We start from the raw sequence: 14,623 nt of genomic DNA on the forward strand, positions 1-14,623 counted from the left end.
GCCAGTTGATCGATTTTTTCGGTCATTCTGTACATCCTTTCCGTACTGTCTCTTCTGATTATGTTGTGAGTATTCCTTCTCTAGTGTAGTCAATTACTTAACGAATTACAATATTAATCAGCTGTCAAGACTTAATTTAACGGCTTTTGGGTGGCTTGTGCTTTCTTAACCTTTTCAGGTGTTACATCATTGCCTTCTGCATCGATCACTTTCACGGATTCAATTGTTTCTCGCATGCTTGAACGAAATGTTTCCAGATATTCTTTTCGAAGCAGTGTCTGTTCTTTGGCTTCTTCAATTGAAAGACCTGACGTTTTAGATTTATTCGCAAGCTCGTTGATTCGACTAATTTTCTTTTCTGATAGCATTATTAGGACCTCCAAAATTTCTCGTTTATTAAAATGTAAACAACCTGGAGGAAAAGTGCAAACGATTAGTGTTTCTGCTCTATAAACTCTTTATATCTTCTATGAACTGTAGCTTTGCTTACCGAGTGGCCAAGCCCATTCAATACAGAAGCTATTTCTTCAAATGTTAGTCCCTTATCGCGCAATGAAACAATTTCTTCTATTGGAATAACTAGACGCTCTCTGCCGGGACTCTTATCAATATTATGTAAGTTTTTCGATGGATCATATCCTTTTAGGACTGCCCTTTTCATCCCTCTTCGGATTTTTGCATTATGCAGTTTGCGCTGATATTCTTCAACGATCGCCAGGATTTCAAGCAACATAGTATCCATTTCATTAAGTTCTATCGTTCCGTTTGAATGATTGGTAATCACAGAAGTCTGCGTTTTCGCTATAACGTGTAAAATAGCAACTCTAGCATTGCCCCGTCCTAAACGAGTTTCATCCTGTACGAACACGGCATCGACTTTTTCATTCTGCAACTGATCGAGCAGAGCTAGCAATCCTTCCCGGTCCATTTCGTACCCGCTCTGCCTATCCGTATATATGCCTGCGCATTCATAGGATAGTTCTGCCGCCAGCTGCTCCAGTTCTTCCTGCTGCCTCACGAGAGACTGCTCCTGCGTTTCTTTTTCCGTACTTACGCGACAATATATCACACATTTCTTGTTATTCATCTGCTCCCTCTCCCATTTCAGCCAGTCTGTTATCCGGCTGTCTGTCCATTTTAACAGGGAGACGCAGCAATTCACCAGACTTGATCTGGTCGCTCTGCAGTTCATTCAATGATTTTACTTGTTCAATCCAATGATGAGGAGGCGTTTTGGCATCTGCATAATTTACAGCCAGATCCCACAATGTATCTCCGTCATCAATTACAATTTCCATAAACCCTTCATCTACTGACAGTTTGTCCAATTGGAAGGCTGCCACGGAAAGAATAACCACTATAAGTACAATAAAAAAATAATTTTCTTTAATAAATCTCATGAAAAATCCTCCTATAAATCTATTTTTAGAATACACGTTCGGAATGCTTGTTCCTAATTATAAGAGAACATACGATTGGCTGTCAAGCAAAATTCGAACCTTTGTTTGATTACTAGCCGAACGCATGTTATACTATATTCAAAATACTTGTTGGATATTTCGATTTACCGGCAAACCAATTGAAGAGGTGAATGAATTGAAGAAAATTTCTAAGAGACAGGAAGAAATACTTGCTTTCATAAAAGATGAAGTCCGTTTAAAAGGATATCCGCCATCCGTAAGGGAAATTGGGGAAGCAGTTGGTCTTGCATCCAGCTCTACTGTCCACGGCCACTTATCACGTCTTGAAAACAAAGGCTTTATCCGACGGGACCCAACAAAACCCCGCGCTATAGAGATTCTTGATCCAGAAGGACTTGAAGAATTAAAGGGCGGAGTCATGCACGTTCCATTGATTGGTAAAGTTACTGCAGGTGCTCCGATAACTGCTATTGAGAATATAGAAGAATATTTTCCTCTGCCAGACAGCTTTGGCTCTTCAGATAATGAAATCTTTATGCTTGAAATTGTCGGAGAGAGTATGATTGAAGCAGGTATCCTGGACGGAGACCGAGTCATTGTCAAACAGACCCATACCGCTTCGAACGGGGAAATTGTAGTAGCAATGACTGAAGAAGATGAAGCAACGGTGAAACGTTTCTTTAAAGAGAAGGACTATTTCCGTCTACAGCCTGAAAACTCTTCTATGGAACCGATTATCGTTGATCAAGTATCGATACTTGGAAAAGTTGTCGGTGTATATCGAATGATTCATTAAAAAAAGTGTATCGAAAACCATAATGGTTTTTGATACACTTTTTTGTTTTATACGAGTTTTTGTTCCAGGAGCTGCTCCATAGACGCCAGCACTGCCGCTTTGACATGTTCATATGTCAGCCCGCCCTGTATATAAGCGGTATATGGCGGTCTGATTGGACCGTCAGCTGTCAGCTCGATGCTCGAACCTTGGATAAACGTGCCCGCAGCCATAATGACATCATCTGTATAGCCCGGCATATAAGACGGTTCCGGCGCATAGTGAGCATTAATTGGTGAATTGTCCTGTATCATCTGGCAAAACGTTATCATTTGTTCTGGTGTCGAAAAGTTAACCGATTGGATGAGATCGGTACGTTGTACGCTGTAATGCGGTGTCGTATCCATCCCAAACTGTTCAAAGAACGATGCAGTGAATAGCGCGCCCTTCACTGCCTGGCTCACTACATGTGGAGCCAGGAAGAATCCCTGGTACATTTCGAGCAATGTATCAAGTGATGCACCAGCTTCTGCACCAAGTCCAGGGGAAGTCATACGGTACGCACACTTTTCCACCAATTCTTTTTTTCCTGCAATATAACCGCCAGTTCTGACTAAGCCCCCGCCTGGATTTTTGATAAGCGAACCGGCCATCAAATCTGCTCCTACTTCCGTTGGCTCCTGCAGCTCAACGAATTCGCCGTAGCAATTGTCAACAAAAATGATAACGTCTTCTTTTATTTTTCGAACCTCTTTAATCATTTCTTCAATCTCATGTACACGGAAAGACGGGTTACTCGAGTATCCTTTTGAGCGCTGAATCGCGACCATTTTTGTTTTGGATGAAATTGCTTCTTCGGCTTTCTTATAGTCCACTTTGCCGTCTTCTTTCAAATCGATATGTCGGTATGAAATCTGATAGTCTTCCAAGGAGCCTGTGTCTTTGCCATTACCTGAAATGATTGATTCCAGTGTATCGTAAGGCTTGCCGGTAATATAGATCAGTTCATCACCTGGACGCAGGATACCGAACAAGCTGATTGTGATGGCATGTGTGCCTGAGATGATTTGATTCCGGACAAGACAGTCCTCTGCGCCGAATACATCTGAATAAACCTGTTCCAATGTATCGCGCCCGCTGTCATCATAGCCATAGCCTGTTGATCCAGTCAGATGAAACTCACTGACTTTGTTTTGCTTGAATGCCTGCAGTACTTTTCGCTGATTATAAAAAGCAATCTCCTCTACATTTTTCACATAAGGAGCAATTTTCTGCTCTGCTTCATAAGATTTCTGAAGCAATTCTTCATTAATTGGTGCGATTTGCATATGTAGTACCTCTTTTCATTTTGTTCAACATCTATTTTAGCATTAACAGCAACGTTACCCTACTAAAGAACACAAAAAAACAGGCGTTAGCCTGTTTTACTGTTCATCTTTTAAAATAACTGGTTTTGCTGGTGCGTAAGTTGAAATCGCATGTTTGTAGATAAGTTGCTGTTTTCCGTCTGATTCCAGCAAGACTGTGTAATTGTCATAGGATTTGATCAAACCTTTCAATTGAAAACCATTCAATAGAAAAATCGTAACAAACGTGTTGTTCTTCCGTAAAGAATTCAAAAACGTATCTTGCATATTTCCTTGTGCCATTCAATTGCCTCCCTATCTCTGTTACATAAATTATTCCCCACTCACTTCTGAAAACCCTTTATTATTTCACATGTTTTCCGGAAAATTTCATCAGCCGGCTGATCTGCCTCCACCCATTCGACAGGAAGCTTATTGCGAAAATAGGTCAGCTGTCGTTTCGCATAGTTACGGGTGTTTTTTTTGACTGCTTCAATTGCCTGTTCTTTTGTCAAATGACCGTCAAAATAGGAGATCAATTCTTTATAGCCGATTGCCTGTACTGACTGCGTATTCCGTATGTCTCGATTCCACAGTCCTTCCACTTCTGCAAACAGTCCCGCTTCCACCATCAAGTCTACCCGGTGATTGATACGTTCATACAGCAGCTCACGCGGAAGATCGAGTCCGATAATCAGCTCATTGTACATCGGTTCATTGCCTTGCTGCTGCTCATGTTCTTGCTTCGTCTGTCCCGTCACTTCCAAAATTTCAAGCGCTCTTATTAAACGACGATGATTATTCGGATGAATTGTTTCAGCACTTTTGGGGTCTAGTTTTTCCAGTCTCTTATGCATTTCAACAGATCCGAGCTCTTCCAATTCAGCTTCCAATCTGGCACGTACTGCCACGTCAGCAGCCTGCTCTGTGAAACGGTAATCAAATAATACCGCCTGAATATACATCCCGCTGCCTCCGACAATGATCGGTAATTTCCCTCTCGACTGAATATCCGCTATCCATCCTCTAACGGCCTGTTGATATTCCGCCACAGAAAAACTTTCAGTCGGCTCTTTTACATCAAAGAAATGATGAGGAATTCCCTGCATTTCAGAAGGCTGGATTTTCGCAGTTCCTATATCCAAACCTTTATATACTTGCATCGCATCTCCGTTGATAATTTCACCGTTCAGTTCTTTCGCCAAAGCGGTGCTGAGAGCCGTCTTTCCTGATGCAGTCGGCCCTGCTACTGCAATAACATCAATTGCTCCGTTCATGCTGTTTCATCCACCCGACTATATATTTGAATACTTCCTGCCGATTTGTTTCCTGCAACATTTCATGACGTCCGCCTTCATAAAGCTGAACTGTCACACTTTGCTGCCCGGCCTTGATAAACTGCTTCGCTGTTTTCCAAACACCTTTTCCTCCGTTACCTACAGGATCTTCTGTACCTGAAACTAATAAAATCGGCAGATCATGCGGGATATTTTGAAGGAATTCCGTTGATTCAATTGAGTTCATGCCTTCGAGCAGCACACGGAAGAGCTGTGCAGTCGGTATAAACCCGCATGCTTCATCTTCTTCGTAATCCCGTACGCTGTCTTCATCCCTCGACAACCAAGCAAATGAAGACTCTTCAGGGAAAAGTTTAGAATAACTGCCGAATACCATTTTATTGAGAAATTCATCCGGCTCCTGAACGGACAGCCTGCTCTCTCTATATTCCGCCAGCAACTTTCCCGCAAAACCAACCGGCTTCGCATTGCTTCCTGTTCCGGATAAAACAACTTTATCTACAGCATTGCCATATAGCTGAATAAAACGTCTGACAACGAAAGATCCCATACTATGTCCTACTATGATAATCGGCAGATCCGGCTCGTTTGCCCGATAATATTGAAGTACTTCAAATGTATCGTCAACTAACTGATCAAACGTCACATTTTCTCCTAGATAGCCATAGGGATGATGGTTTTCTACAGCTGTTTTGCCATGCCCTCTTTGATCATGCGCAACAACTTCGTAACCGTTTGAAGCTAGGTAATCCATGAATTGATCATAACGTCGTGAGTGTTCCGCTAGCCCATGTACGACATGGACGCGCGCTTTTTTTACTCCCTCAGGTTTTCTGCACTTACTGTAAATGAATGTACCGTCGCGCATTTCAATCCATTGTTCAGTCACTTCGCTTCACTTCCCTTTGCTTCTGCAATCGCGTTCATCAATTCATTCAAATAAACCGTTTTTTCATTGTCCGTGTAATGTAGTAAGACTCCCATATAGTCCGTTACACGCTCCGCAAACGTTTCGACAACTTCTATCTGGAAATAGAGATCACCTTTCCGGCGAATGAAAAAATCGCTTGGCGAAGTAGCCATTTCATATTGAATACTGTACAGGATTTCTGCACGTAGACTGATCGGCAAACTGCTTGTCTCTGTTGACAATGCATGTGCGAGTTGAAAGACTTGGTCGCTGTTTCGGCCATAGAATGACGCGATTCTCGCTCCTTGCTGGCTAGGCAATCCATATTGCTCTGCTCTACTAGCTTGCCTGTCAATATATTGTTGCAACGCCAGATCATCTTCAAAATCACTGCCCGACACTGGAATAGCCTTTGTCTGACATGGTTTGATATATGGATACTCGATCTTTTTGGCAATACGGTCAACAACCACTTCAGCCATATGTCGATAGCCTGTCAGCTTCCCGCCCGCAATCGTCAGCAGTCCAGGTACCGTTTCCCAAATTTCATCGCGTCTGGAGATTTCGGACGCATTTTTTCCTTCTTGTGCGATTAGCGGACGCAAACCTGCCCAAGTGGACTCCACTTCTCTACGTTCGAGTTCAACAGCCGGAAACACTTCATTGACAGCCCCAATAATATATTGAATATCTTCTTCTGTCGCTGTCGGATGCTGCTTGTCTTCCGAATAAAATGTGTCTGTCGTGCCGATATAGGTTTTATTTTCACGCGGTATGGCAAACAGCATACGGCCATCCGAATGATCAAAATACACCGCTTGCTGCAATGGAAATACGGACTGATCGACTACGATGTGAACACCTTTTGAGATATGAAGCTGTTTCTTCTCTTTAGAGATCACCTTTTTCTGCAGATCATCCACCCAAGGTCCCGTAGCATTGATGACCACAGAAGCGGCTGTGGAAAAGCGTTTACCAGTTAATTGATCTGTTAATACAGCACCGACGATTTCATTATTTTCAAAATTAAATTGTTCGCACTTCATATAATTCACGCAAAGCGCACCATACTCAGCTGCTTTCTTCAGTACCTCAATCGTCAGCCGTGCATCATCCGTCTGGTACTCGACATAATGTCCGCCGCCTTTTAGATGCTCTTGCTTGAGTAAAGGTTCGAGTGAAAGAGTTTCTTCTTTGGTTAGCATTTCTCGACGCTCATCATGTTTTACACCAGCGAGCAGGTCATAAACTAGCAGCCCGGCAGACGTCGAGTACTTGCCGTACGTCCCCTCTTTATAAATCGGAAGCAGCATAGGTCTTGGTTTCGTGATATTGCGTGAATTACGGTAGACGATTTCTCGTTCCTTACCGGTTTCCGCCACGACTTTGACATCCAGCTGTTTTAAATAGCGAAGTCCACCATGAATTAATTTCGTAGAACGGCTCGAAGTACCGGCAGCAAAATCCTGCATTTCCACAAGAGCGACTGAAAACCCTCTCGCAGCAGCATCCAGTGCAATTCCTGCTCCCGTAATTCCTCCTCCAACAATCAGTACATCAAATGAAAAGTCTTGTAAGCTTTGAATCGCGGTCGGTCTTTCAACAGTGGAAAACATATGACCTCTCCTCTCTAAACTTCTACATTACTCGCTTGAACATTTTCTCTAACTCATATGTTGTGAAATGAATTAATACAGGACGGCCATGCGGACAAGTGTAAGGGTTATGACAATTGCCAAGATCCGTAAGCAAACGCTCCATATCTGCCTGTGTCAAATAATAATTCGCTTTAATTGAACGTTTACAGCTCATCATAATCGCACTTTCTTCCCGCAGTTTCTCCACATCTACTTTTCGGGACTGCAGAACTTGCTCAATCATTTCTTCAATAATCGCAGTAGCCTGCCCCTCCGGAAACCATACCGGATACTCCTTTACTGTATAGGTGGATGGACCAAATGGTTCTAAATAGATTCCCACACGCTCCAGCGCATCTTTGCACTCTTCAATTTTAATCTGTTCATCTGCAGAGTAATGAAAGACCATCGGCAATAACAGCTGCTGCCGTTCATCTCCGCTCACCTGTCCCAGCTTGGTCTTAAAATATTCATACTTGATTCGCTCTTGAGCAGCGTGCTGATCAATCAAATAAAAACCATCTTCATTTTGCGCGACGATATACGTACCATGGACTTGTCCTACTGGAACAATTGCAGGAAACAGACTGGATTCCGGTGGTTCTTCTTGATAGTCAGGTTGTACAGTTTGTTCTTCAGGTTCTTCAGGCTGTTCAAATATCGCTTCAGGAAAGTCCGGTTCTAGCTGAAGAGGTAATATATCCTGCTCTCTCTTAGGGGGCAGTATGGATGACTGATACGATTTTTTAGCATGTTGAACTTCAGCTTGCGGATACCGGATCGAAGGTGTCCAAATCGTCTGTTGCTCGGATTCAGTGCGCATAGGTTTGTCTTTTTTGACTGCATCTGGAATAATCGTCACGCCTTGTATTGCTTCCCGTATCGCTTGTTTAAGCAAGGAAAATAATTCATGTTCCTTACTAATTCTTATATGACGCTTTGCGGGATGCACATTGACATCCGTTAAAATCGGGTCTGCCGTGATATTAACAACGGCTATCGGAAATCTGCCGATCGGTAAATACGTATGCATCGCGTCAATACTCGCCTGCGTTCCCGGATAGCTTTTAATCCAGCGACCGTTCATCAGAAGGGAAATATAATTTTTGGATGCTCTCGTCATTTCAGGTAGCGTAATGAATCCATTGACTTTAAAATCTGCATCTTCTTTCTCAAACGGAATCATTTTACGTGCTACTGATACACCGTATATATCCGCCAATACTCTAAGCAAATCGCCTGAACCCGATGTGCGCAGTATTTGATGCTGATCGTGGGTCAGTGTAAATGCGATATCGGGATGGCTCAGCGCCAGCCGATTCAGCAGATCGATCGTATGTCCAAGCTCCGTCTGAATGGTCTTCATATATTTTAGACGGGCTGGTGTATTGAAGAAAAGCTGCTGCACGAGAAAATCGGTTCCTTTTCTCAGCGCTCCCGCTTCATGCTTGATGACACGGCCGCCTTCTATCTCTACGACAGTGCCTTGATCTTCGCCGTCAGAGGTCCACAGCGTGACTTTCGAAACCGCTGCGATACTTGCCAGCGCCTCACCCCGAAATCCTAATGTCCGGATACGGAATAGATCATGTTCATTGGAAATTTTACTCGTTGCATGACGTTCGAAACAGCGAAGAGCGTCCTCTTCAGACATTCCTTTTCCGTTATCTGTCACACGGATCGAAGTCAGGCCTGCTTCTTCCAGTGTGATTTCAATTTTCGTGCTCTCTGCGTCAATTGCATTCTCCACGAGTTCCTTGACGATTGAAGCGGGACGCTCCACCACTTCACCCGCTGCAATTTTATTGGCTAACGTGTCTTCCATGATGTGAATGTGATTCATTCGATCCCGCCTTTCATTTTACAGCTAATTTCGTTTTCCATTCTGCCAGTTTCTGCATGGCCTGCATCGGTGTCATATTCATGATGTCTGCTGCTTCAATCTCTTCAAGCAACAGCTTCTGTCCAGACGAAACTGCCGGGTCATCGAATGATTCGAATAACGCAAGCTGTTCAGACACTGAATTCGCGTCTTTCCCTGCACTCTCTTCTTCAAAATGGAACAGCAAATCTTTAGCACGGCCGACCAGGTTATTCGGCAATCCAGCCAATTCCGCCACATGAATTCCATAACTCTTATCAGCAGCGCCGGGCAGAACTTTATGCAGGAATACGACTTTGCCATTCTGTTCCTTTGCTGCAACGTGAACGTTCATGAGACGTGCGAGGACGTCCTCCAATTTCGTCAATTCATGATAATGCGTAGAGAATAACGTGTTCGCCCGGATTTCTTCATGGATGTGCTCCATCATCGCCTGCGCGAGCGCCATTCCGTCATAGGTAGACGTACCGCGGCCAATTTCATCAAACAGCAAAAGACTGTGTGATGTTGCATGGGCAAGTGCATATTGCGACTCAATCATTTCCATCATGAAAGTACTTTGACCGGAAGCAACATCATCTGCTGCACCGATACGGGTGAAAATTTGATCTGTGATTGGCAAAATAGCTTTTTCGCATGGAACAAAACAGCCGATCTGTGCCATGACTACCGTTAAGGCAACCTGACGCATATACGTACTTTTACCCGACATATTCGGTCCGGTAATCAGCAGCATATTACTATTTTCAGCAAGCTCACAGGAGTTCGGAATATAAAGAGAATGATTCATCATCTTCTCAACGACAGGATGTCTGCCGGTTTGAATATGAAGTGCTCTTCCGTCATGAAATTCTGGCCGAACATATTGATTCTTTTCTGACACTGCAGCAAACGATAGCAATACATCAAGCTCACTGATAACTGAAGCAAGCTGTTGAATGCGCTGCACGTCATTCTTTACTTCATCACGAATCGCCGAAAACAGTTCAGTTTCTAACGTCTGACCGTCTGCTTCTGCATTTAAAATCAATTCTTCTTTCTCTTTCAATTCTGTCGTGATGTAACGCTCTGCATTCGCCAGCGTCTGCTTTCGTTCATAACGAGTCAGATCTGCTAAATGAATATTAGATTTCGTAATTTCAATATAATAGCCAAAAATTCGGTTGTAGCCGATTTTCAATGTTTTGATTCCGGTTTCTTGGCGCTCTTTCTGTTCCAGTTGAGCTAACCAGTTTTTACCGTTTCGCGATGCATCCCGAAGCTGATCAAGTTTGTCGTGGTAGCCGTCTTTGATCAATCCGCCTTCTTTAACCGACAACGGGGGATTTTCTGCAATGGCATCAGCCAACAAATGATACGTCTCTTCACAAGGATCCATCTGCTCAGCAAATTTTTGCAGCATCGGTCGCTGTGATTCAGTGAGTATTTGTTTAAGTTTTGGTATATGAGTTAAGGAATTTCTTAATTGTGCTAAATCACGGGCACTCGCACTTCCCATGGATATTCTGCCCGCCAGCCGTTCTAGATCATAGACATTTTTCAGTTCTTCAACCAATTCTTCACGCAGAAAATATTCATCCACTAAGTTACTGACTGCTTCTAGCCGGTCTTCGATTGCCTGGCGCTGAGCCAGCGGTTGATGAATCCACATTCTCAGTTTTCTCGCTCCCATTGCCGTTACGGTTTCGTCAAGCACCCAAAACAGCGTACCTTCCTTTTTACCTGAACGAATCGTTTGCACCAGTTCCAGATTTCGCATGGAATTTGCATCAATGGATAATTTTGCATCTTTTTCAATATACACAAAGGGCTGGATATGGCCGAACACCATTTTTTGCATTCGCAGTAAATAGGCCTGTAGCTTACGGCATGCTTCCTGTAGTTCAGAAGGCAAGTGTGCATATGTATCTTGGCCAATTGTTTTCGGTTGCTCTGTATCTTCAATAGAAAGCATGATTTCCTTGCTCTCGAACATTTCATGCAGTGCCATCTGAAGCTGCTGATCAACGACTATTTCTTTCATGCCGAGTGCTTCGATTTCTGCAAGTAGCGACCGTTCTGTACCTTCAATCAACTCAACTTTTCCTTCGCCAGTTCCGACATCCAGATAAGCTAGTGCGAAACGACGGTCTGCTATATTATGGATAGCGCCAATAAAATGGTTCGCTTCCGTATCGATCGTCTTTCCTTCCGTCAGAGTTCCGGGTGTGACTACTTTCACCACTTCCCGTTTGACGATACCTTTCACTGATCGCGGATCTTCCATCTGTTCGCAAATAGCCACTTTATGACCTTTTTGAATTAAGGTTTCAATATAGCCAGCTGCAGAATGGTATGGGATTCCGCACATTGGAATTCGGTCTTTTGATCCAGAATCTCGGCTGGTCAACGTGATTTCTAGAATAGAAGATGCATTCAGTGCATCTTCAAAAAACATTTCATAAAAGTCGCCCAGACGGAAGAATAGAAACGCATCCGTGTGCTGCTCCTTAATTTGTAAGTATTGTTTTATCATTGGTGTGTGTTCAGACATCTAAAACCCTCATTTATTCACTCATTTTCTTTCCATTATAACAAACCTGCCTGTAGTTAACGAATCAAAAGAGATTGCTTTTCTGCAGGCATAATAAAAAAGCCGGTGAGAAACCGGCTTTTAAAATGGCGAATCTTTACGTTTCATGGGATGAGGCGCTTCTTGCTTTGTAGGGGGACCCTGTACTTTCTTTTCTTCCATTACAATTGAAGATGATTCTGCAGACAAAATAGGCCACTCTTCTTCATATGGATCTGGATGAATCGTTACAGACACCTTCGTTTCCCCCACCATCTCTACGACCAATTCTCTTTCTATTGAAATCGTAAAGTTTTTTCCGCATTCTGAAATGCTTGCTTCTGTACAATTTGGATGCTGAATGACAGACACGATGGTCTCTTCCTCCTTGGACGTCGGCTCATCCCGATAATGCAGTGCAATTTTATCTTTGTAAGGAACGGATTCTGTGAAGACCGATGTTTTGGAGTGATCGTGATGAGAGTACCATACGTTTACATCGAAGCTGCCTGTGACTTCCACATGACCGCCTGATTTTTTTGCTTGATACGTGTGATTAATAACCCAGCAACCCAAAATACTTGAAGGCTGATTTGGCGGCTTTAACGTCGCAGTAGTTTCTGAACGGTGCTTCCCTTTGGCAATAACGGCTTTCGTCACAATTTGTCGTAAGTTTTTCAGTTTTCTTCCTCCTTCTTAGGCTTCTATCCATCCTATGCAGCAGCAGCCCAGAAAGTGAAAAAAATCGGCAAGGAATTTTATCCTCAGCCGATTTTTTATTAAGACAATGATTTTTTTGATGTGTTTTCTACATATGAACCTGTTTCGCCGCGCAATACATCGCCACCGGTAGATTCGATAATTTCATCTGTCACACTGTTTGCGATTGTATTTGATACAAGCTGCAGCAGATCATTCACTTCATCTTGTGATTGCTTGAATTCCTGAACCAATGGAATTTCATCAATTTCACCCTGCACTTGCTCGATTTTCTTCTCAATGTTTTTCAAAGCACGTTCTTTTTCATAGTGCTGGAAATTTACTGCTTGTGTCTGAAGTGATTTCAAACTTGCAATTTTTTCACGTACTTTTTGATTTTCATTAATTTGTGCTTCTGCACGCTTATAAAATTCCACTTCTTCGGTGTTCGCAAGCATATGCGCCAAGTCGCGCGCCTTTGCAATAATTTCGTCTTTCGTAAATAGCTTTTCCATTATGCCATCACCTTTTCCTCTTTAGCTACTCCGATGTATTCACCATCGAGCGACCATGTTTTTGCTTCTGTAATTCTAACTTCCACTATTTCACCTATCACGGAACGAGGCGCTTTGAAATTGACGAGTTTGCTCTTTTCCGTATAGCCGGCAAGGACGTCTGGATTCCTCTTACTTTCACCTTCTACGAGCACTTTTACTACTTGTCCCTGATAAGGCTTCATTGCTTCTGCGGACATGTCATTCACTAGCTTGTTCAGTCGTTGCAGACGTTCTTTCTTCACTTCCATTGGTACATTATCAATCATTTTTGCAGCCGGCGTACCTTCACGTGGAGAATATATATACGTAAACGCCATGTCAAAGCCTACTTCACGATATAAAGACATCGTTTCTTCGAACTGCTCATCCGTTTCATTTGGAAAACCAACGATGATATCTGTGGTAAGGGAAGCATTCGGGATAGCGGTTCGAATCTTATCGACCAAATTCAAATAATGTTCACGTGTATATTTACGCGCCATAATCTTCAGCATATCACTTGATCCCGACTGTACTGGCAAATGAATGTGATCGACCAGGTTGCCGCCTTTTGCCAGCACTTCAATCAGATGATCGTCGAAGTCGCGCGGATGGCTTGTCGTGAAACGAATTCTTGGAATATCGATCAACCGAAGGTCATCCATCAAATCGCCTAAACGGTATGTGATATCCTCAAAATCCTTGCCGTATGCGTTGACGTTCTGGCCAAGCAAAGTAATTTCTTTATAGCCTTCTGCCGCGAGCTGACGTACCTCCTGGATTATATCATCGGGTCTGCGGCTGCGCTCTTTTCCGCGTGTATACGGAACGATACAATACGTGCAGAACTTATCACAGCCGTACATGATATTAACCCATGCTTTTATTTTACCATGACGCACTTTCGGCAAGTCCTCGATGACATCGCCTTCTTTTGACCATACTTCGATGACCATCTCTTTTGACATATACGCTTCATGCAGAATATGGGGTAATCGGTGAATATTGTGCGTTCCGAAAATCATATCAACCTGGTCATATGTCTTCAAAATTTTGTTAACAACAGATTCTTCCTGAGACATACAGCCACAGACGCCAATTAACAGATCGGGTCGCTCACGCTTCAGAGCCTTTAAATGCCCCAGCTCACCGAATACTTTGTTCTCTGCATTTTCACGGATTGCACAGGTATTCAACAGAATAACGTCCGCATCTTTTACGGTGTCAGTTGACTCATAACCGAGAGCCATGAAAATACCGGCGATCACTTCTGTGTCGTGTTCGTTCATTTGGCAGCCATAGGTCCGAATATAGAACTTTCTACCGTTACCCATGCCTTTAAAGCGCTGATCTATTTGAAAATTATCGTGATATTCCACTTCTTCTTTCCCGCGTTTTTTTGCGTCTTTCAGAGAAGGTGCACTATACACAGACTCAAAATACTTGCTATAGTCTTTTTCAGTTGTTTTAGGTGCATCTTCAGTTGCGAGTCCAGCTTGCATACGCTGTTCTTCATTCATCACAGTAGCCCCTTTCTATTACTTATCGGGAAATAAGCATACATGATG

The 14,623-nt window shown here is 43.1% G+C and carries 14 protein-coding genes; 1 reads left to right on the forward strand and 13 read right to left on the reverse strand.

Annotated elements, in window-relative coordinates; all coding sequences use genetic code 11:
• Positions 1–131 precede the first annotated feature (131 nt).
• The 3 genes from Q1J64_RS13655 to yneA all read right to left on the reverse strand — a co-directional run bounded on the left by Q1J64_RS13655 (position 132) and on the right by yneA (position 1,400).
• Positions 132–368, reverse strand: a complete 237-nt coding sequence (locus Q1J64_RS13655) for a DUF896 domain-containing protein (protein ID WP_301109643.1) — start codon at positions 366–368, stop codon at positions 132–134.
• 65 nt (positions 369–433) lie between these two features.
• Positions 434–1,087 (reverse strand): YneB family resolvase-like protein, encoded by a 654-nt coding sequence (locus Q1J64_RS13660; protein ID WP_301109644.1) that lies wholly within the window; start codon positions 1,085–1,087, stop codon positions 434–436.
• On the reverse strand, positions 1,080–1,400 hold the full coding sequence (gene yneA / locus Q1J64_RS13665; RefSeq protein ID WP_301109645.1) for a cell division suppressor protein YneA: 321 nt from the start codon (positions 1,398–1,400) through the stop codon (positions 1,080–1,082). The genes Q1J64_RS13660 and yneA overlap by 8 nt, the downstream gene beginning before the upstream one ends.
• 196 nt (positions 1,401–1,596) lie before the next feature.
• Here yneA and lexA point away from each other — a divergent pair, with 196 nt between their 5' ends.
• Positions 1,597–2,217: a transcriptional repressor LexA gene (lexA, locus tag Q1J64_RS13670; protein WP_301109646.1), complete on the forward strand. Its 621-nt coding sequence runs from the start codon at positions 1,597–1,599 to the stop codon at positions 2,215–2,217.
• A gap of 47 nt (positions 2,218–2,264) precedes the next feature.
• Here the strand turns inward: lexA and Q1J64_RS13675 are convergent, their stop codons facing one another.
• The 10 genes from Q1J64_RS13675 to miaB all read right to left on the reverse strand — a co-directional run bounded on the left by Q1J64_RS13675 (position 2,265) and on the right by miaB (position 14,575).
• Positions 2,265–3,524, reverse strand: coding sequence for a methionine gamma-lyase family protein (locus Q1J64_RS13675; RefSeq protein WP_301109647.1), 1,260 nt, complete (start codon positions 3,522–3,524; stop codon positions 2,265–2,267).
• A 96-nt stretch (positions 3,525–3,620) separates the two neighbouring features.
• Positions 3,621–3,845 carry an RNA chaperone Hfq gene (gene hfq / locus Q1J64_RS13680; RefSeq protein WP_301109648.1) on the reverse strand — a complete coding sequence of 75 codons (225 nt, stop codon included), beginning with the start codon at positions 3,843–3,845 and terminating at the stop codon, positions 3,621–3,623.
• Between the two features lie 41 nt (positions 3,846–3,886).
• A complete protein-coding gene (gene miaA, locus Q1J64_RS13685; protein ID WP_301109649.1) occupies positions 3,887–4,819 on the reverse strand; it encodes a tRNA (adenosine(37)-N6)-dimethylallyltransferase MiaA in 933 nt (310 codons plus the stop codon).
• Complete coding sequence (locus tag Q1J64_RS13690; RefSeq protein WP_301109650.1) at positions 4,803–5,729, reverse strand: alpha/beta hydrolase; 927 nt, start codon at positions 5,727–5,729, stop codon at positions 4,803–4,805. Before Q1J64_RS13690 ends, miaA begins: the two co-directional genes overlap by 17 nt.
• The gene (locus tag Q1J64_RS13695; protein WP_301109651.1) at positions 5,726–7,366 is read right to left on the reverse strand and encodes a glycerol-3-phosphate dehydrogenase/oxidase; all 1,641 of its coding nucleotides are present in this window, start codon (positions 7,364–7,366) and stop codon (positions 5,726–5,728) included. Before Q1J64_RS13695 ends, Q1J64_RS13690 begins: the two co-directional genes overlap by 4 nt.
• Positions 7,367–7,388: 22 nt before the next feature.
• Positions 7,389–9,230: a DNA mismatch repair endonuclease MutL gene (mutL, locus tag Q1J64_RS13700; protein WP_301109652.1), complete on the reverse strand. Its 1,842-nt coding sequence runs from the start codon at positions 9,228–9,230 to the stop codon at positions 7,389–7,391.
• Positions 9,231–9,243: 13 nt separating this feature from the next.
• Positions 9,244–11,802 carry a DNA mismatch repair protein MutS gene (gene mutS, locus Q1J64_RS13705; RefSeq protein ID WP_301109653.1) on the reverse strand — a complete coding sequence of 853 codons (2,559 nt, stop codon included), beginning with the start codon at positions 11,800–11,802 and terminating at the stop codon, positions 9,244–9,246.
• A gap of 120 nt (positions 11,803–11,922) precedes the next feature.
• Positions 11,923–12,480, reverse strand: coding sequence for an outer spore coat protein CotE (cotE, locus tag Q1J64_RS13710; RefSeq protein ID WP_301109654.1), 558 nt, complete (start codon positions 12,478–12,480; stop codon positions 11,923–11,925).
• 119 nt (positions 12,481–12,599) lie between these two features.
• Positions 12,600–13,034, reverse strand: coding sequence for a YlbF/YmcA family competence regulator (locus Q1J64_RS13715; RefSeq protein WP_301109655.1), 435 nt, complete (start codon positions 13,032–13,034; stop codon positions 12,600–12,602).
• Complete coding sequence (miaB, locus tag Q1J64_RS13720) at positions 13,034–14,575, reverse strand: tRNA (N6-isopentenyl adenosine(37)-C2)-methylthiotransferase MiaB (protein WP_301109656.1); 1,542 nt, start codon at positions 14,573–14,575, stop codon at positions 13,034–13,036. Before miaB ends, Q1J64_RS13715 begins: the two co-directional genes overlap by 1 nt.
• Positions 14,576–14,623: the final 48 nt, after the last annotated feature.

Origin of the sequence: Sporosarcina sp. (assembly GCF_029257255.1) — a bacterium.
Lineage (GTDB): Bacteria > Bacillota > Bacilli > Bacillales_A > Planococcaceae > Sporosarcina.